The sequence below is a fragment of the Arthrobacter sp. TMP15 genome (genome assembly GCF_039529835.1).
Lineage (GTDB): Bacteria > Actinomycetota > Actinomycetes > Actinomycetales > Micrococcaceae > Specibacter.
In genome coordinates, this window is record NZ_CP154262.1 from 795,338 (window position 1) to 814,879 (window position 19,542).

The following is a 19,542-nucleotide window of genomic DNA, read 5'->3' on the forward strand; positions in this document are numbered from 1 at the left end:
GGTGGCTAGCTAATGGCTGCAGAGAAGACACCCACGCCGGAGAAAGCTCTACGGCGTAACCACCCGGTGGGATCGCTAGTGTAGACACATAATGCCACCACACATCGTGGCTGCTGCGCCGTCGGATAGGCTCGCATCAAGAGCCCTGGCAAGCCGCCGCCGGGACCTGCGCCACAAAATTGCTGATTGGAAACCCTATGAAGTCCTCCTCCACGCTAACCGTCACCACGCGGACCCTCGAGCTGGCAGAACTGGGTGAAGAGTCCGCACTGCCATCCGTACAGCCTCTGCTGGCACCTCCGTACACAGTGGGTGAGGGTGTTCCGGAAGAAATTTTGGCCGGGGTGCGGTGGGGAAGGGCGAACAACCTCTACCCCTATTCCATGCAGGAGAACTACACGAGAGAGACAAGCGCAACAGAGCTGACCGCCGTCGCACTTGAAAATGCGCACATTAAGGCGACTTTCCTGCCCGGGCTGGGTGGACGGCTCTGGGAACTAAAGGATAAGGCCAGTGGCAAGGACTTGCTGCACACCTCGGACCGCGTTCAGTTCGCCAATCTGGCGCTGCGCAACGCGTGGTTTGCCGGCGGGATCGAGTGGAACATTGGCACACGAGGACACTCGCCAAGTACCTGTTCGCCACTGCACACAGCCATTGTGCGGACCCCGGAGGGCCAGGAAGTGCTCCGAATGTGGGAGTTTGACCGGTTGCGGGAAGTGGTGTTTCAAATTGATGCGTGGTTACCTGCCGAGTCGAAGGTGTTGTTCACTGCGGTGCGTATCCGTAACCCCAATGAGAAGACTGTGCCCATGTATTGGTGGAGCAATGCGGCCGTGCCGCAGACCCCCGGTACCCGGGTGCTTGCCCCCGCAAAGCAGGCTTTCCTCTCCAATTATGACGGGGCCATGAGCCGTATTGACCCCACAAACGTAGAGGGCGTGGATGTTACGTGGCCCGTCAATAACGGCCAGGCCGCTGACTTCTTCTTCGATATTGAGCCGCAAGAACGCCGCTGGGAGCTTGCCGCAGATGCTGACGGCGACGGGCTGGCCATGGTCTCTAGCGAGCAATTGCGGGGCCGGAAGTTGTTCATGTGGGGGGAGAGTACGGGTGGACACCGTTGGCAGGAATGGTTGAGCCCCTCTAATGACGGAGAACCTCGACGCTATGCGGAGATTCAATCGGGCCTGGCGCAGACCCAACTTGAGCACGTGCCCATGCCTGCCGGGGCGAGCTGGCAATGGGTTGAGGCCTACGGTAACGCGGCGCTGGATCCCGCGCTCGCCGCCGGGGCGTGGGATAGTGCGCTCACTCATGGAGCGCAGCGCGTGGAGACGCTGGTTCCACGGCAGGGCATTGCTGATGCCCTGTCCGACGCCGGACGCTGGGCTGATCTGCCCCCTACCGAATTGCTGGTGGCTGGCAGCGGCTGGGGTGCTTTGGAGAGCGGACGTCGCCAACACAGCGATATGGAGTGGGTGGATGAGAGTGGAACGCCCTTTGGCGCAGAAACGCTCACCACTGACCAGAGCCCATGGCTTGAGCTTCTCCGCGCCAATGAAGGCATTGTTGAAAAACCTTTTGAAGCCTCCGCTGCGGAAGCACCCAGTCAGCCCTTCGGTGGGGCGGTGTCATTTGTTCGGGGTCTTGATTGGGAGGATCTACTCACAGCAGGACGCAACCTTAGCGCTGAGGCTGCCTTTCACCATGCCGTCATGGTTCATGCGCGAGCATCCAGCAGGGCAGCGGACCTAGCTGTTGTTGTTGGTTTGTACGACAGGGCTCTTGGTGGGAGCGATGCTGGTGAGGCGGGCACTGGCGGGGACGGGATTGTTGGAGCAGGGGCGCCGCTGAGTGAGAGAAGCCGGGAACTGGCCTTGCGTGGTAAGGGGTTGGCTCTCTTGGCCGCGGGGGAGGTGAAGGAGGGCTTGCATCACTTGGAACTTGCTTGTTCCACTACTTACGGCACCCGGGCGCTGCTGATTGAGGCAATGACGCTGGCAGTGGAGAATGGCGCTCCACAGATGGCGCTGGATCTGTTGGCAAATGGCCCAGAAGCCGTTGCCTCGTTGGGCAGGGTGGAGCTCTTGCAGGCTCAGGCGCTTGCTGATGTGGGGGAGAGCGGCCAGGCTGCTGCCATTCTGCGGGCCGGGATAGAGGTGGCTGACCTGCGTGAAGGCGATAACTCAATTGCGGAACTCTGGCAGCGGGTATGTCCTGGCGAAGAGGTTCCGGGGCAATACCAGTTCAGCCTGCGGTAGCCCACCCCACGCTCGCTCACTCCGCGTGGTGTTTCCTGCGACGCTCGCTCACTCCGCGTGGTGTTTCCTGCGACGCTCGCACACTCCGCGGGGAGAGCCAACCCCGGCATTACCTCACCGAGTGGGTAGCCACTTGTGAGTGTTTTTGACATGTGCCGTACATGGTGGCAAAGTCCTCAGTATGAACCTGTCAGACAGCTGGACAGCAGCGCAGTCACAAATCGTACGCGTCAGCGCCGCTGAAGCAGTTTTCAAAGCCCTCCGCACCGCCATCGAGGACGGGGCGTTACCGGTCGGCACCAAGCTCAGCTCCGAAGCTGCGCTCGCAGCCCAATATGGGGTCAGCCGCTCTGTGATCCGGGAGGCGCTGCGCTCCTGCACGGCGTTGGGACTGACAGCGACGCAAACTGGCAAAGGAACTTTTGTTATTGCCAGCCAGGCCTCACGCGATCTGGTGCTGGGTAAGTTCTCGGCCAGCAGCCTTGTTGAGGCCCGCCCCCACATTGAAGTGCCAGCCGCTGAGCTGGCTGCCTCGCGCCGGACAGAGCACCAGCTCGCCGAGATGCGCGGCATTGTGGAGGCGATGGCTGAGGAAGAAGATCCCGAAGCATGGGTTCGTCTTGACTCGAACTTCCACGCCGCGATTGCCATGGCCAGCGGCAATGACGTCTTCGAGCGCGTGGTCAATGACATCCGCGAGGCCATGGCCATGGCGTCCGAAACTATCAACCTGATCACCGGCAGAGCCCACCAATCCGACCTCGAACACCGGGCCATCGTGGACGCCATAGACAGCGGCAACAGCGCTGCAGCAGGCCAAGCTATGGCGGACCACCTTTCAGCGGCGCACTCAGCGCTGAGCACCATCATGGGAGTAGAACACGCATGAACCACAACAAACATCCCGCCCACACCCCCCTCGCCGTGCAAACCCGCGGCGAGCTTGTTGAGAGCGTCCACTATGGGTCGCTAACGGCTGTGGGGCCCGACGGCGTGAGCCTGGTTTCGCTTGGAGATCCCACCGCGCGCATGTACCCCAGGTCCGCGCTCAAACCCTTGATTGCCGTAGCCATGCTCCGGGCTGGACTGGAATTGCCAACAGGTCAGCTGGCTCTGGCAGCCGCAAGCCATTCCGGTTCCGCGCAGCATCAAGAGAGCGCCGCCACGATCTTGGCCAACGCTGGGCTGTCACCTGAAAACCTGCGCAATTCCTGCGACCTGCCTTATGGCGTGGCTGAAAGAGAGCAATGGCTGCGCGTAGGAGCCAAGCCCACCCAACTGGCGCAAAACTGCTCCGGCAAACACGCCGCACTCCTGGCTACATGTAGGACGAACGGCTGGCCGTTGGAGACATACCTACATCCTGACCATCCCCTAGCGGCCCTCATCCGGAGCACGGTGGCTGAGCTGACAGGGGAGAAAATCACTGCCATCAGCACCGATGGCTGTGGCACGGAAGTGTTTGGTTTGTCCCTGACAGGGATGGCCCGGGCCTTTAGCGGTTTGGTCACGGCGGCTCCCGGCACACCCGAACGCAGAGTTGCTGACGCCATGCGTGCACACCCTGACATGGTTGCCGGACGCGGCCGTGACGTCACTGCCCTCATGCTGGCCGTGCCCGGACTGCTGGCAAAAGATGGATTCGAAGGTATCCAACTCATAGCCCTCGCTGATGGAAGCGCAGTAGCTCTGAAGATTGCCGACGGCGGTGATCGCGCCCGGATGCCAGCTGCAGTCCCAGCCTTGGTGGCATTGGGTGTGGACCCTGCATTGTTGAGCGCGTTCAACGAACTTCCCGTCTACGGGGGCGGACGCCAGGTCGGGGAACTGCGCGGATTGCCGCTGACCGGCTAACACCAGACACAAACACACATATTTTCATCCACTTTTATAAGGCGCAACGAAGCTCGCCCGCACCTAGGAGAATCATGACTCAAACAATTGTTAGTAATCCCATCGCCCCAACAGTGGCCTACCGCCGTGAGCACGATCTGATTGGTGACCGGGACATCCCCGTAGACGCCTACTGGGGTGTACACACCTTGCGGGCGGTGGAAAATTTCCCCATCACAGGTATTCCACTCAGCAACAACACCCAACTTGTCAATGGACTTGCCATGGTCAAGCAGGCCGCCGCCCAAGCCAACCACGAGCTGGGTTTGCTTGATGATGTGCGTGCTGGCGCCATTATTCAAGCGTGCCAGGAGATCATCGCCGGGAACTTACACGAGCACTTCGTGGTGGACGTTATCCAAGGCGGGGCCGGAACGTCGTCGAACATGAACGCCAATGAGGTCATTGCCAACCGTGCTTTGGAAATCCTCGGCCACCAAAAAGGCGACTACCAGCACCTGCACCCGAACGACCATGTAAATCTGAGCCAGTCCACCAACGATGTCTACCCAACTGCCGTTAACGTGGCCACGATTTTCGCGGCAAAGTCGCTGGTGGGTGCCATGGAATATTTGTGTGATGCCTTCGCAGCCAAGGCAGTTGAATTCCGGACAGTTGTCAAGATGGGCCGCACCCAGCTGCAGGACGCGGTACCCATGACACTTGGCCAAGAGTTCAACACTTACGCGGTCACTATGGGGGAGGACCGCGCACGCCTCGCCGAATCAACGCTGCTTGTCCATGAAATCAACCTCGGCGCCACTGCGATCGGCACAGGGCTGAACGCACCCCTGGGCTATTCGGAACTGGCTTGCCGCCATCTGGTAGAAATCTCCGGGCTGCCATTGACAACCTCCGTTGACCTGATCGAGGCCACCCAAGATGTTGGTGCGTTTGTGCACCTGTCGGGAGTACTCAAGCGCGTGGCCGTGAAATTATCCAAAATCTGCAACGACCTTCGTCTGCTGTCCTCTGGCCCCCGTGCTGGCTTCGGTGAGATCACGCTACCTGCAGTGCAGGCGGGATCCTCGATTATGCCGGGCAAGGTCAATCCCGTGATTCCAGAAGTTGTGAACCAGGTTGCTTACGAGGTGATTGGTAACGATGTCACCATCACCATGGCTGCCGAGGGTGGTCAGCTTCAGTTGAACGCGTTTGAGCCCATCATTGTGCACAGCCTGGTCAAGAGCATGCGTCACCTGGAAGCTGCTTGCACCACGCTGGCTGACAAGTGCATCAGCGGCATTACAGCTCATGAGGACAAGTTGCGTGCACAGGTTGAGCACTCAATTGGCCTTGTCACAGCCCTCAACCCGGTTTTGGGTTACGCGGCGTCGACCAAAATCGCTTTGGAAGCGCTTGCATCCGGGCGCGGTGTTGCCGAGCTGGTTCTGGAGCACAAATTGCTTACCGCGGAACAACTCAATGAGCTGCTGCGCCCGGAGCACCTGGCCAACCTCGGCGACTGACGCGCCGAACCTGACTGACACGCCGTGCCCCGGTTGGGAATAACAGCCGGGGCACTGCCGTTGAATCCAGCAGATGCAGATGCATGAACGGTTGGCGTGTTTCAAAGGGGTAGTTGTGCGGCAAAAAGTTGTTGTGGTTTCAGCCGGCCTTGGCGTTCCATCGACCACTCGAATGCTCGCAGATCAAATGGGTGCCAAAGTTTTAGCACGCCTGTCCGCTAGGGGAATCGGCGCTGTCCTGGATGTGATCGACCTGCGTGAGTATGCCGTGGATATTGCCAACAATATGGTCACCGGATATGCCGGTCCAGCGCTGGCCACCGTCATTGAACGGGTTGGGGCCGCGGATGCCATGATCGCTGTTACACCAACTTTCAGTGCCTCGTATTCAGGTTTGTTCAAGTCGTTCTTTGACGTCCTTGATCCAAAATTTATTGATAGTATGCCTGTGCTATTTGGTGCCACAGGCGGTTCCCCGCGCCACTCGCTGGTGCTGGAGATGGCAATCCGTCCACTCTTTAGCTACCTGCGCGCGAACACCATGGCCACGGCCGTTTACGCCTCGCCGGAGGACTGGGGCGGCTCCGGAACCAACCCCCTGGAGCATCGTATTGGAAAAGGCGCCGGTGAGCTTGCCGCCGTTCTTGCGGCTCGTCTGACTTCTTCCAAGAGCTCACAAGGTACGACGACGGATGGCACCAATGCTGGCACGTCCACTTCCGGTGACTCAGGTCAGGTAGAGCAGGACCTTGTGGATGCTTCCAGCCACAAGGACAGGCGCGCTCAGCAGATAATGGCCACTATGTCCACGCTGCCTTTTGAAGAACTGTTGGCACAAACGCAGCGACGCTGACGCAGCGGCAACTTTGAAACTCCGGTTCTCTAGAAGATCGGCTGAACAGGCTTGGATGTCACTGGTGGCGGATCTAGCTCATCAAGGACCACTGTGAGCGCTGTGCGGTAAATCTCAGGGTGGATCTCAGGACTGGCGTGACCTGTGTGTGGAACGTCGTAGACAAAATGCGGATTCTTCTCCAAAAGCGCCTCCCAGCCACGAATCGCTGAAGATGCATTGACAATAAAGTCTTCGGGGTCGTAAATGAGACCGATCCCGGTACTGGCGGGCACTCCGCCGTCGTACTGCCGCGGGAATGCCTGCAAAAATGTAGCTTGGGTTGTGCTCAGGATCAGTGAATTGTTGTTGGGGTCAAGGGAGCTGGAAATTCCACTGCGAGCGGCCTGGTACATGCCCTGGCCGTTGGGATTGGCTAACCCGCCCCAGATCCCTGCGCCCAACCGGCCAAGCAAACCAAGGTAGGGGACAACCTGGCCGGCCAGTGAGATGTACTCGCTGCCGGGGTCCAGTGTGTCTGAAACGTTGCTGGGGCTGGAGCCCATCACAATCAGCTTCACACGGATACCCGTTTGTGTCAGCAGAGATGCCAAAACCACTGCGGCCATCCCACCAAAACTATCTCCGTAAAAGTAGACAGTGTTGATTTTCCGTTCAAAGACATCGCGTTGAATGGCGATGAACAGCTGGGCAATGTCGATGCCCTCGTTGGAGTAGCCGATGTAGGACGCCGAGGCCCGGCGGTTCATTGCCGATTGTAGGGCCTCTAATTTGCGGCCAGAGTCACGGTAACTGACCCGAAAGCCGCCAAGTAAATACCAAGTCCTACCGGGAAACTTCAATGCGGCAGATTTATTCTCCGCATTCTGCGGTGTTGTGATCCGGTATTGCGTGCGCTCGGTGAGCTTGGTATCAACGGCAATGTTGGTTTGAAAAGCGGTAGTTACGGCGGCCGCGCCCATGGTCAGGAAAAAGAACCTGCGGGGAACGTCAGGAATCTGGCGTGTGTGTTTGGCATCAGAAGGTGGCCGTTCCGGTTCCTCGTCCTGATGCGCTGTGCTGTGAGATGCTGTGCTGGTAGTCATAATTATTCGATCTCATTCTTTCACGCTTCCACGACTCCAAGCCATTTTTTTTACTGCGCGCGTCGACGGCAGCCGTTACCCGCTGGCGGTAATTCAGAAGAGGTATCCATAGTGTATGTTCGGTAATGATCGCCACAGCCATCAACCAATTGAGAATCCTATAGGATTTAACGCCATGAAGCCTTTGTCCGGATCCCATGCCATCAACCGCCAAGTGTTGGCGGACCATGTTTATGATGAAATTTTGGAATCACTCATGGATGGGCGGCTGGAACCCGGCGCCTCAATGAGCATTGACGGGACGGCCCGGGAGCTGGAGGTTTCGCCCACTCCTGTGCGGGAAGCCTTGGCTCGGTTGGAGCACACCGGGTTGGTCCGTCGTGTGGCGTTGAAGGGGTACAGGGTGGCGCCGCTGTTCTCCTCTGAGGATTTTGCTCAATTGATGGAAGCCAGGCTTGCCATTGAGCCCGTCACCACCAGACTTGCCTGTGAGCGGATGACGCCGGAGACCCTGGCGGCCCTTGAGCGATCCATTCATAATTTAGCAACCGCCCTAAGAGGCCCCTCGTTTGCTGAATTTAGAGACTATTTTGATGCAGACGAGCTTTTTCATCGCTTGATTGCCGAAAATGCCGGTAATCCGTTCATGCTTGCTGCATATAACGCTCTGGGTGGCCAAGTCCAACGGTTTCGTTTGTTCGGCGGAATTGGCATTACGGATGCGGATCACGCAATTTCTGAGCACCAGGCAATTTTTGATGCCCTATTGAGCGGGGATGCAACACTTGCTTCGGAGATGATGGCAGCGCATGTCTCGAAAGTCCGTGGGCGGGCCATGGCGGACGCACCCGAGTCCTAGCTCAACTGGTTTTTGTTTCCTGCCGACTTGTCGCGGAGTCCAGCGGCGCATGACTCATAAAAGCCCTTAACTGCCGCGAAATGATCATCACGCGGCGGAAGTCCTTCGGGCCCCGCCCCTTACCTGCAATCCACGCTTGTGCTCTTTGGCCTGCCTAAACCTGGCCGACTGTCGTGTGCCACGCGGGCACCTCCGCCCCCTTTTGAGCACTCTGCCATGACCCCAGTATTGCCAAAAGTGTGATGCTTGACATATTCCAATTCCTTCGTAATGATAGATCCTATAGGAAACATGATTACGATTTTGGAGTAAAAGTAGATGGCATACACAGCGGAAAACTGGCCCATTACGGCGGCCCTTTTGCAGTTCCCGGGCGTAGATGCCACAGGGCAGCACATCAACGATGCCGACGCCTCGGCCTGGATCGAAGTATTCCAGGAGGTAAAGGATGCAGGCTTTTCAAATGCAGACCTGACCGACAGCTGGGTTCGCCCCGGTGACCTGAGCGCTGCCCGCCTCAAAGAATTCAAGGCCGCCGCCGAGCATGCGGGAATCGGTATTCCCGTGATTTCGGCAATCCGCCGCAGCGTGATCGATGAAAGCAAGTGGGAAGATAACCTTGCCTACAGTCACCGCACCATTGACGCTGCAGCAGCACTGGGTTGTGAAGTTGTTTCCTTTGGTTTACATCAAGCGCTGACAGCCGAGCAGCAAAAACAGCTATGGTTCTGGACTGTGCAGGGCCACACCGATCCTGTGGACGATAAAGCGACCTGGAACAAGGCAGTTAGCCGACTTCGCGAACTCGGTAAGCATGCGGCCGAATCAGGCATCCTGTTATCGCTGGAAATGTATGAAGACACCTACCTTGGAACAGCAGACTCTTCCGTGCAATTGGTGCAGGATATTGACTTGGCCAACGTTGGTTTGAATCCCGATTTGGGGAATCTGGTGCGACTGCACCGCCCCATTGAAGACTGGCGGGAAATGGTGGCGAAGACGCTGCCATATTCCAACTACTGGCACGTCAAGAATTACATTCGGGATGAAAATGTGGCACGTGGCAGCTATGTCACCATGCCTGCCCCGATGGAAAGCGGCTTGATCAGCTACCGCGAAGCTTTCAAGGTGGCCCTGTCGGTTGGTTACCAGGGCATCATCTGCACCGAGCACTACGGTGGCGATGGCCTCAGCGTGACGGCGAGCAATCAAGCGTATTTGCGTTCACAAGTACTGCCAAAAACTGACGGTTATGTTCTCGGTGCCAGCCAGGTAGCCCAAGGGCGGCAGGAGCCCGCCCCCGCATCCTCCTTGTCTGCTGTCTAAGAAAGCAACCAAGCAACTGCTTGAGAAAGCAAACTGTGCCATGAATAATCGCAAAGAATCCGAGAAGGAATTATGACTCTGATATTCGACAACCCGGCTGATTTTGCCGATGAGGCCCTTGCAGGTTTCGTTGCCGCAAACCAGCAGCATGTTGCCCGAGTGGATGGCGGCGTGGTCCGTTCCACGGAGATGAACAAGGGACAGGTTGCCCTTGTGGTTGGCGGTGGATCCGGGCACTACCCGGCATTCGCAGGTTTGGTTGGAGCCGGTCTGGCCGCAGGATCTGCCTGTGGCAATATGTTCGCCTCTCCCGCAGCCGGTCAGGTATACCGCGTTGCCAAAGCCTCTAATACAGGTGGGGGAGTGCTACTAAGCTACGGCAACTACGCCGGAGATGTTCTGCATTTCGGTCAAGCTCAAGTGCGTCTCAATGCAGAAGGAATTCAAACCCGGACTGTTGTGGTCACTGACGACATCGCCAGCGCCCCTCTTGACCAGTTGGAAAAGCGTCGCGGGATCGCCGGAGATTTGACGGTTTTCAAGATCGCAGGCGCAGCTTCCGAAGCAGGACTTAATCTTGACGAAGTTGAGCGCCTAGCAATCAAGACTAACTACCGCACGCGTTCTCTTGGCGTTGCCTTTGATGGTTGTACCCTGCCAGGTGCTGATGAGCCGCTCTTCCGTGTGCCAGCAGGAAAAATGGCTCTTGGCCTGGGCATTCATGGTGAGCCCGGAATATCCGAGCATGCCATGCCCACAGCGTCCGAGTTGGCAATGTTGCTGGTTTCCAAACTTCTCGCTGACAAACCGGATGATGCCGGTAGCGAAGTAGTTGCCATCGTCAACGGCCTCGGCACGGTGAAGTATGACGAGCTTTTCTTACTGTTTGGCAAGGTGAATACCCTGCTGAACGAAGCAGGGCTGAGCATCTTTGAACCAGAGTGCGGTGAACTAGTGACCAGCCTGGACATGTCCGGTCTCTCATTGACACTGCTCTGGCTGGACGAGGAGCTTAAACAGTATTGGCATGCCCCCGCCGACGCACCGGCGTACCGCAAAGGTAACTCAGTGCCACGAGCACGCCGGAACATGGTTGAGGTCACCGAGAATGTGAGCGCCAGCGTTGAAACACCAACTCCGGCTGCTGCAGCTTTGGGCCGCGCTGCTGTGTCAGTCGTTTCAGCTATCCGAGACGTTGTTGTGCAGAACGAAGAAGCATGGGGAGCTTTGGACGCCATTGCCGGCGACGGAGACCACGGGATCGGCATGCGCCGTGGAGTTGAGGCTGCAACGGCAGCCGCGGAAAACATGGCGGCAACAGAAGGCGGGGCGTCCATCGGTGCCGTCCTGACCGCAGCCGGTGAAGCTTGGTCCGAAAAGGCTGGGGGTACTTCCGGGGCACTGTGGGGTACAGCAGTGATCGCCGCAGGCGCCGCGCTGGGCAACAGGGACACCTACTGCAAGCAAAACGCCGGCGAGGCCGTCACGATGTTTGCCAGCGCAATCACGGAACTTGGAAAAGCCGAAGTAGGCGATAAAACAATGGTTGATGCCCTGGTCCCATTCCGGGATTCATTCCTTGATGCGCTTGCTGGAGACGCCACTTTGGGGCACGCATTCCAGACAGCAGCCGGCGTTTCTCGCACAGCCGCTGAAGAAACTGCCCGGCTTCGCCCGCTCAAGGGCCGAGCACGTCCGTTGGCAGAAAAGAGTCTAGGACACCCCGATCCCGGGGCTGTTTCTTTTGGTCTCATCGTGGAGCGGTTCGGCCAGCATCTTTTGAACACATCAAATGAAAGCGGGGTATGAGCATGACCAGCCATAGCACAAAGGAATTTCGAGTCGTTGTTGGAAATGATGGGGCGGGCGTTGAATATAAGAACGCGTTGAAGGCCCTGCTTGAGAAAGACCCCAGGGTTGAATCTGTTCTGGATATTGGCGTTGGTCCTGATGATTGCCGGGCATACCCCCACGTTGCAGTTGACGCAGCTCGCAAGGTAGCTGACGGAGAAGCAGACCGTGCCCTCTTGATCTGCGGAACGGGCTTGGGTGTGGCTATTGCGGCTAACAAGGTGCCAGGTATCAGGGCAGTGACAGCTCACGACAGCTACTCTGTGGAACGCTCGGTACTGAGCAATAACGCACAGGTTCTGACTATGGGTCAACGAGTTATCGGGCTGGAACTGGCAAAGAAGCTCGTCACAGAATGGCTTGCTTACACCTTTGATGAGTCATCGGCATCGGCTGAAAAGGTTGACGCAATCTGCTCCTACGAACCTACCTACACTAAGGCGGACTGATTATGGGAAGTAACCAAGAGGGTTCGGAAACGCAATTGCAGTTCGCGGTGGTTGGTTCCGGCTATATGGGCGGCGGAATCGCCCAAGTTCTCGCACTTGGTGGAGCTCGCGTGGCTTTGGCGGATGTCTCGGGCGAAATAGCCGTAAAAAATTATGAGCGTCTGTTGGTTGAATCAGACCAGTTTGTAAAAGACGGCCTGTTTCCCGAAGGCTCCACGGACCTTCTTCGCAAAAACCTCTGGGCGGCCGCCTCTATTGAAGAGGCCGTTGCGCAGGCTGCTTTCATCGAAGAAGCTGTCCCTGAAGTGCTTTCCATCAAGCATGAATCTCTCGCACGGATTAGTGCAGCAGCGCGCCCTGAGGCAATCATTGGTTCCAACACCTCCACCATCTCGATTGCCGATTTGGCCGTGGCTGTCCTGAACCCGGAACGTTTCCTGGGCGTGCACTTTTCAAACCCGTCACCATTCATCCCTGGTGTTGAGATCATTCCGCACGCTGAAACATCCAGCGCAACGGTAGGTGCCGCACGGGACATGGTGCACTCCACTGGCAAGCAAACTGCTGTGGTCAAGGATGTTACAGGCTTTGTCCTGAACCGGCTGCAGTACGCGCTTTTCCATGAAGCGGCGCAACTAGTAGAGCAGGGAATTGCGACGGCGGATGATGTGGACACTTTGGTGCGCACCACGTTTGGGTTTCGTCTGCCGTTCTTTGGTCCGTTTGCCATTGCTGACATGGCTGGGCTGGACGTCTACGATTTCTGTTACAAATCTCTACAAACCAGCTTCCCGCAACGATTTGCCACACCGAAGATCCTGCGTGACCTGGTTGAAGCAGGAAAATTGGGCACAAAAACTGGCGCTGGATTCCTGAACGTACCGCAAGAACGAACGGAGAACTTATCGCATACCGCAACAAGGCATATGTGGCCATGGCACAGCTTCTTGACGACCTTGGCCCGGCACCCATCAATTAATCAACACTTAGTTCTATAACACACTAGGAGAAGCAATGACTGAAAACCCTGTAATTTTTCCGACGGAACGCACCGTAATTGTCACGGGTGCCGTCTCAGAGCGCGGGATTGGACGGGCCACAGTGAACTACCTCGCTGAGCGTGGCTGGAGCATCGGTGTCATAGACCTTGATGATGCGGCATGCAAAGCGGTCGCGGCAAGTATCACAGCAGAATTTGGGGTCAAAGCCCATGGAGTCGGAGCCAATATCGGTGACGAGTCGTCAGTTCGTAGCGCCATTGACCAGATGGAAGAAGAGCTGCCCCAGATCGTAGCGCTAGCAAACGTGGCCGGCGTCAGCTCACCGATCGGCTACTTGGAAGTGGAGCCCGAAGAATGGAATCGGGTTTTGAATATTAACCTCAATGGGGTCCACTACGCCACCCGCCGTGTGGCAGAGTCCATGGTCAAAAACCGCATCGGGCGCATTGTGAACATTTCCTCAGTATCTGCTCAGCGCGGTGGAGGAACGTTCTCGAAAACAGCGTATTCGGTGGCCAAGGCCGGCGTTATTGGCCTCACCCGGGCAACTGCGCGGGAACTTGGCCCTTACAACATCACCGTCAACGCCATCTCACCCGGGCCTATAGACACCGACATCATGGGCGGGACACTATCCCAGGACCGTAAAGATGAAATGGTCAAGGATCTTGTCGTCAACCGTGTGGGTACCACCAGGGACATTGCCGCAGCTATCCACTTTTTGATCAGCGAGGACACGGGGTACATCTCCGGTCAGACGCTGAATGTGGATGGCGGGCTGTACATGCATTAAGGAAAACATGAATACCAATAACTCCACTAATTGGAGCACTGCGCGCAAACTCTACCTCGTTGTCGGCATCGTGGTTTGCGGACTTGCCATTCTGCTGATGACCTACCCTCGATAAAAACATCACCGTTGCACCAAGAACCAATCCGTTAATTTTTTTTGCAAAGTTCATACTCAATGAGGAGTTATTTATGGCTGCTGAAATCAAGGCAAGCAAGGAACTGCTGGAGAGTCCAGCACTAAAATCAGCAATATCAAAGGCGACCGTTCGGCTCATGCCGATGCTTGTCATCCTTTACGTCGTCGCTTTTCTTGACCGCACCAATGTGGGGTTCGCTGAAGCAGCGTTAGAGGCAGACCGGGGTATCTCCGCAGGAGCATACGCACTTGGTGCTGGTATCTTCTTCATCGGCTATGCGATCTTTGAGATCCCCAGCAACTTGATGATGAAAAAAGTCGGGGCAAAAATATGGCTGGCCCGGATCGCCATCACGTGGGGCATAGTGTCAGCATGCTTCATGTTTGTTCAAGGTGATTCTTCCTTTATCGCCTTGCGTTTTCTGCTCGGTGTCACGGAAGCCGGGCTGTTCCCCGGAGTTATCATGTTCCTGGCGGAGTGGTTTCCGAACAAGCACAGGGTGAAGATGTTCGCTATCTTCTACTTGGCGCAGCCTTTCTCGCAGGTTATTGGCTCTCCACTATCTGGTTGGCTGATAAACATTGGTGACTCTGTCCCCGGAGTCCACGGCTGGCAAGTCATGTTCTTCGTAGAAGGAATGCTGGCCGTTGTTGCCGGAGTCTTTGCCTTCTTCCTGCTTATTGACGGACCACAAAAAGCTAAGTGGCTCCAGCAGGATGAGAAGGATGCGCTGACGGCGGCGATGCGCCAAGAGGACACCATTAAGAAAGAGTCAGGCCCCTCGGGAGTGGCCGCAGCACTAGCCAATGGCCGTGTCTGGTACTTCACAGCCATATACTTCTGCCTCCAGATCGCCGTATACGGTGTTACTTTCTACCTGCCACAGCAGGTGGCACAACTGACCGGGCAAAAAGTTGGTATGACGGTGGGCTTGCTGGCCGCTGTCCCGTGGTTCTTCGGGATGTTCGCTTGCATCATTATTGGCCGCTACGCCACTACTGTTATTCGGCGCCGTGTCCTGGGGACTTGGTTGTTCGTCTCCACCGGTTTGTGTATCTTTGGGTCGGCATGGGCAGGTGCCAACAGCCTTCCTGCTCTGGGCATCATCTTCATTACCCTGGCGGTGTGCAGCTTCCTATCCATTGGACCCATCGCATGGTCCTACCCAACGGCGTTCCTCACCGGAACCGCGGCAGCAGCAGGTATTGGTCTGATCAACTCATTGGGTAACCTGGGCGGATTCGTTGCCCCAATCCTGCGCACAAGCGTCAATGAAACGTTTGCTTCCGAGTCCGGAGCCATGGGCATCATGGCATTGGGTGTGCTGCCGTTTGTGGCTGCCTTGATGATGTGGGGCACCCGCCGATTCAAGAATAAGGCCGACGATCTACTCGAGAAGTAAACACCGGCTTTACGAAGTGAATGAAAGTGAAGAACTCATGACGCATCCCACCAGTACTATCGGCCCACATCTGCAAAGCCCGGCCATATACATTGGCGCAAGCACCAAAATGTATATGGGCTACCAGAGCAGTTTGTGCTGGCTGCGGGCGCTGCGTCATGAAGTGGAAGCCCGACCCGGCCTTACGGCCGGGCGGGTTATCCCCTTTGTCATCCCATCTTTTCCGGTGTTGGCCAAGGCGCAGGAGATCATTGCTGGAACCGCTTTGCTCCTTGGCGCCCAAAATTGTGGCTGGGCCGACGGGCCTTGGACCGGAGAGGTGGCGCCGTCAATGCTCGCAGAGCTCGGAGTTGATTTCGTTGAAATAGGTCACGCCGAACGCCGCAAACATTTTGCGGAGGACAATCACGTTGTATCGCGCAAGGTCGCGGCGGCCCTAGCGGCAGGACTTAAACCGTTGTTGTGCGTTGGAGAAAGCGAGAATTCAACGCCTGAGAAGGCGGCACTGTTTGTGTATGAGCAGATTCTCGCGGCTGTTGCAGGTAACTGGCTGGACGCACGGTCATTGTTCATCGCTTATGAACCAGTGTGGGCGATCGGTGCCGCAGAGCCTGCGGCACCGGGGTATATCTCCGGCGTTATTCAGGGCGTGCGCGCACTCTTGGCCGAGCATGGGCTCTCCGATCTGCCCATAGTTTATGGTGGTTCCGCCAAACCCGGCCTGCTGCCGCAGCTGAACCATGTCTCTGGTCTGTTTCTGGGAAGGTTTGTCCACGATCCCGTGAACTTCGGGGCAATCTTGGATGAAGCCCTCACGTTACAACAGCACTGAGGGGTAGTTTCTTCGCGCAAGGGCTCCTCGGCGTGAAAGCCAGGCAATCTATCCCTTGGGTTCAGCCTGAAGCATGGTGAGCGCGCCGTCCGTGAAATTTCGGACCGACTCCCTCCACAGCTCCAACAGGTCTACTAGATTTTCACCGGCCATCCGGTGCGCCGTGGTTTCCAACTCAAGCATCCGCAGGACTCCGGTACGCAGTTCAGTATTAAAATTTACTTTGCCTATCCGTGCCGCGGGGGCTTTGGCCAAGTCCTCCGCCGGAATGCCGGAGGCGCCGTGCAGGACAAGAGGCACTGCCGACTGGGCGGATATCTGATCCAGGAGGTCCCAGTGCAAGAGTGGCTCGCCAGCGTATTTTCCATGGACGTTGCCCACAGCCACAGCGAGTAGCTGGGCTCCTGAACGGGCTATAAAATCGGCCACTTGCGTGGCGTCTGTCAGTCCGGCGGCTTCCAGAGCGAACGCCTGGTCTTCGTTTCCTGCAAGCCCGCCGAGCTCGGCCTCCACCACGATCGTTGGATCTGCGAATGAGGAACGCACAGCTGCAACAAACTCAATGTTCTCTTCGAAATCGAGGGCCGATCCGTCCGCCAGTACTGAATCTGCCCCGGCCGCAAGTCCCGCTGTGATGGCTTCGATACTGGTTGCATGGTCAAGTTGCACTACCACCGGCACGGTGGCTGCATCGGCAAGACCGCGCAGGGCAGCAATCAGCCGCAGACCTGAGCGAGCCGCAGCTGTTTTAGGTGCAACCAGAAGGATCACACCACGGCCCTTGGCTTCCGCCTCTTCAACCACGGCCAGTGCGGTGGTGAAGTCGTAGCAGGTAAACGCCGGTACCGCCGCTTTTTCCGCCAAGGCACTGTTCACCAGATCATCCAAACGAGCTCTCATTATGTACTCAATCCTCCAACTAGAATCCATGCCACAAATGTCAAGAGGAACCCCGCCACACCCAAAATGGTTGTGAGCACCGTCCAGGTTTTTAATCCGTCAGCCACTGTTAAGCCGTAATATCGCACAACTACCCAGAAACCGGCATCGGTCACGTGGGAGAGCCCAAGGGCACCAAATCCGATGGCGATGGTAATGACTGCAATCTGTGCCGGAGTATAGCCCCCAGCCAAAATGGCGGATGAAAGCAGCCCAGTTGTGGTGACGATTGCTACCGTGGCTGAGCCCTGGGCGGCTCGCAGGATCAAGGAAATAAGGAAGCCCAGGAGCAGGATGGGCAAGCCCCAACCATCTAAAGTTTTGGAGAGTGCAGCACCAATTCCACTGACCTGCAGAACGGTGCCGAAAATCCCTCCACCGGCAACAATCATCAAGATTGATGCGATGGGTGGCAGGGACTCTTCAAAGACGTTGCTGGTTTCTTGCAAGGACCAACCGCGACGTACTGCCAAAGTGAAGAACGAGAGGCCCACGGCTACCAAGAGAGCGAAGAACGGGTTGCCAATGAAGGCGCAGAAACCATACCAAAACGATTCCTTCGGGATCGTCAGGGTGCCCACTGTGCCCAATAAAATCAGGACAATTGGGGCGGCCACCAAGGAGATGATTAGGCGTGGACGCGGGGGTGCGATCCCGCCTTTATGTGAAGTGATGAGGGTTTCGGGACTGCCAAATTCCTCGACTATCTTCTTCACTGCCGGGAGCAGTTCATAACTTCTGCGATTCAGCAGGGCACTAACACCGTAGGAAAGAAACCCCAGCGGGATGCAGATCAGCAGGGAAATGATCATGATCAGCCCCACGTCTGCACCGAGAACTCCGGCGCCAGCCACGATGCCGGGGTGTGGCGGGACAGCCACATGTATCGCCAACATGATTCCGGCCATGGGTAGACCGAACTTGACGGGGTGTACCCCGGCGATCTTAGCGAAAGCGTAAACCACCGGCACCAATACAATGACACCGACCTCAAAGAAGACCGGAACAGCCACAAGGAAGCCCACAATTGTCAATGCAATGGCAACTCGTGTGGGACCAAGTTTTGCTGTGAAGTGGTCAGCCAGGGACTGGACTCCGCCGGAAACTTCGATCATCCGTCCTAAAATGGCGCCAAGTGCTATCAGCAAGGCAACTTTACCCATTGTTCCGCCAACGCCGGCGGATACCACGGTGAAGATGTCTTGCAGGGGGATCTGGGCCGCTACGGCCACTGCAATGCTGACTGCTAGCAACGCCACGAAGGCGTGAATCTTAAAACGTACAATCAGGATCAGCAGCAGAATAACTCCTGCTGCTGCGATGGTGAGCAGCAGAGGGGTTCCTAGTTCGGCTGCTGGTTTAATGACAGGCGTGTCCGCTGCACGAAGCATCGCGGGGATAATCAGGGTGTTCATTGACAGGTATTCTCCTTCGACACGCTATGAATCAGTGCTTGTGTGCGTGGATCAGCGAGCATGGCGCTGGGTAGGAGCAACAACTCTAATGACGGCAGAATCGTCAGCTGCGGCTAAGCCCTGGGCTTGGCCCAGCAAGTACAGTTGTTCGGCCGCGGCAGCGACGGGGGCCGCCATGCCTGCTGCGCGGGCGGCCTTGCCCACGATGCCCATGTCTTTGACGAAGATGTCTAGACGGCTCAGGACCTCGGCCCCACCTTCGTTGTATGCCTCAAGGATGCGCGGTCCACGGTTGGAGAGCATGAAGGAACCTGCAGCGCCTGCCTCCAGTGCTGCAAGGGTTTTACTCTGGTCCAAACCCATGGCGTCGGCCAAAGCCAGTGCTTCGGCGGCGGCTGCGATATGCACACCGCACAAGAGCTGATTCACTGTTTTTAGTGCTTGGCCGTCACCGGGCTTGTCGCCGACGATCGAAAGTGTTGAGGCGAGCAAATCCAGAACAGGCCCTGCCTGCTTGAGTGCCTGCGGGGTGGCACCAACAACGATCAGCAGATCGCCCTCCCCGGCGCGAATAGGCCCACCTGACAGTGGTGCGTCAACAAGTTCGACGCCGTACTCCGCCAACCGTGCCACAGTGTCCGGAATCGCTTCGGTTCCTACAGTGCTGGTGAGAATAACAACCGAGCCCTTCGCCATGGCGCAGGCAACACCGTTGGTTCCAAAAAGCACCTCATTGAGTTGCTCGCCATTTCGAACGGCCAATAGCAAGGCATCAGCCCCGTCCGCAGCTGCGCGGGCAGAATCAAAGGTTCTAATGCCGGCCTTTGTCGCTAAATTGAGCCGTGACTGGGCAATATCAAAGCCATGGACGGTGAGTTCGGTGGTTAGTCTGGTGGCCATGGGAAGGCCCATGGCGCCCAGGCCCAGCACGGCAACGGTGTAGTTTTTTGACATGGTGTTCTCCTTGAAATTATG

Annotated in this window: 16 protein-coding genes and 1 pseudogene; 13 read left to right on the plus strand and 4 right to left on the minus strand. The window is 57.0% G+C overall.

The genetic code is table 11. The features are described from left to right. Positions 1-197: 197 nt before the first annotated feature. The 5 genes from AAFM46_RS03565 to AAFM46_RS03585 all read left to right on the plus strand — a co-directional run bounded on the left by AAFM46_RS03565 (position 198) and on the right by AAFM46_RS03585 (position 6,479). Entirely contained in the window at positions 198-2,264 is a 2,067-nt protein-coding gene (locus AAFM46_RS03565) for a DUF5107 domain-containing protein (protein WP_343319610.1), read from the plus strand. Between the two features lie 181 nt (positions 2,265-2,445). Beyond that, positions 2,446-3,153 (plus strand): FadR/GntR family transcriptional regulator, encoded by a 708-nt coding sequence (locus tag AAFM46_RS03570; RefSeq protein ID WP_343319611.1) that lies wholly within the window; start codon positions 2,446-2,448, stop codon positions 3,151-3,153. Beyond that, positions 3,150-4,118, plus strand: coding sequence for an asparaginase (locus AAFM46_RS03575; protein WP_343319613.1), 969 nt, complete (start codon positions 3,150-3,152; stop codon positions 4,116-4,118). The genes AAFM46_RS03570 and AAFM46_RS03575 overlap by 4 nt, the downstream gene beginning before the upstream one ends. 74 nt (positions 4,119-4,192) lie before the next feature. Then, complete coding sequence (locus AAFM46_RS03580) at positions 4,193-5,626, plus strand: aspartate ammonia-lyase (protein ID WP_283530726.1); 1,434 nt, start codon at positions 4,193-4,195, stop codon at positions 5,624-5,626. A gap of 115 nt (positions 5,627-5,741) precedes the next feature. Next, a complete protein-coding gene (locus tag AAFM46_RS03585) occupies positions 5,742-6,479 on the plus strand; it encodes an FMN reductase (RefSeq protein WP_343319615.1) in 738 nt (245 codons plus the stop codon). Positions 6,480-6,508: 29 nt separating this feature from the next. Here the strand turns inward: AAFM46_RS03585 and AAFM46_RS03590 are convergent, their stop codons facing one another. Further along, positions 6,509-7,564, minus strand: coding sequence for an alpha/beta hydrolase (locus AAFM46_RS03590; protein ID WP_343319616.1), 1,056 nt, complete (start codon positions 7,562-7,564; stop codon positions 6,509-6,511). Between the two features lie 175 nt (positions 7,565-7,739). Between AAFM46_RS03590 and AAFM46_RS03595 the strand changes: the two genes are divergently transcribed. The 8 genes and pseudogenes from AAFM46_RS03595 to AAFM46_RS03630 all read left to right on the plus strand — a co-directional run bounded on the left by AAFM46_RS03595 (position 7,740) and on the right by AAFM46_RS03630 (position 16,213). Beyond that, positions 7,740-8,423, plus strand: a complete 684-nt coding sequence (locus AAFM46_RS03595) for a GntR family transcriptional regulator (RefSeq protein WP_343319618.1) — start codon at positions 7,740-7,742, stop codon at positions 8,421-8,423. Positions 8,424-8,741: 318 nt separating this feature from the next. After that, on the plus strand, positions 8,742-9,749 hold the full coding sequence (locus AAFM46_RS03600) for a sugar phosphate isomerase/epimerase family protein (protein ID WP_343319619.1): 1,008 nt from the start codon (positions 8,742-8,744) through the stop codon (positions 9,747-9,749). A gap of 72 nt (positions 9,750-9,821) precedes the next feature. Then, on the plus strand, positions 9,822-11,558 hold the full coding sequence (locus AAFM46_RS03605) for a dihydroxyacetone kinase family protein (protein WP_343319621.1): 1,737 nt from the start codon (positions 9,822-9,824) through the stop codon (positions 11,556-11,558). A 2-nt stretch (positions 11,559-11,560) separates the two neighbouring features. Then, on the plus strand, positions 11,561-12,049 hold the full coding sequence (locus AAFM46_RS03610; RefSeq protein ID WP_343319622.1) for a ribose-5-phosphate isomerase: 489 nt from the start codon (positions 11,561-11,563) through the stop codon (positions 12,047-12,049). Positions 12,050-12,051: 2 nt separating this feature from the next. Beyond that, positions 12,052-13,028 (plus strand): annotated as a pseudogene (locus AAFM46_RS03615) (3-hydroxyacyl-CoA dehydrogenase family protein). 35 nt (positions 13,029-13,063) lie between these two features. Next, positions 13,064-13,843, plus strand: coding sequence for an SDR family oxidoreductase (locus tag AAFM46_RS03620; RefSeq protein WP_343319624.1), 780 nt, complete (start codon positions 13,064-13,066; stop codon positions 13,841-13,843). A gap of 188 nt (positions 13,844-14,031) precedes the next feature. Then, a complete protein-coding gene (locus tag AAFM46_RS03625) occupies positions 14,032-15,381 on the plus strand; it encodes an MFS transporter (RefSeq protein WP_283530717.1) in 1,350 nt (449 codons plus the stop codon). A 37-nt stretch (positions 15,382-15,418) separates the two neighbouring features. After that, on the plus strand, positions 15,419-16,213 hold the full coding sequence (locus tag AAFM46_RS03630; protein ID WP_283530716.1) for a triose-phosphate isomerase family protein: 795 nt from the start codon (positions 15,419-15,421) through the stop codon (positions 16,211-16,213). A 48-nt stretch (positions 16,214-16,261) separates the two neighbouring features. Here the strand turns inward: AAFM46_RS03630 and AAFM46_RS03635 are convergent, their stop codons facing one another. From AAFM46_RS03635 to AAFM46_RS03645, 3 genes are read right to left on the minus strand one after another with little or no spacing between them, the layout of a single operon-like run. Further along, positions 16,262-17,113, minus strand: a complete 852-nt coding sequence (locus AAFM46_RS03635; protein WP_343319625.1) for a class II fructose-bisphosphate aldolase — start codon at positions 17,111-17,113, stop codon at positions 16,262-16,264. Continuing rightward, entirely contained in the window at positions 17,113-18,567 is a 1,455-nt protein-coding gene (locus tag AAFM46_RS03640; RefSeq protein ID WP_343319626.1) for a GntP family transporter, read from the minus strand. The genes AAFM46_RS03635 and AAFM46_RS03640 overlap by 1 nt, the downstream gene beginning before the upstream one ends. 51 nt (positions 18,568-18,618) lie before the next feature. After that, positions 18,619-19,521 (minus strand): NAD(P)-dependent oxidoreductase, encoded by a 903-nt coding sequence (locus AAFM46_RS03645; protein ID WP_343319627.1) that lies wholly within the window; start codon positions 19,519-19,521, stop codon positions 18,619-18,621. Between the last annotated feature and the right edge of the window lie 21 nt (positions 19,522-19,542).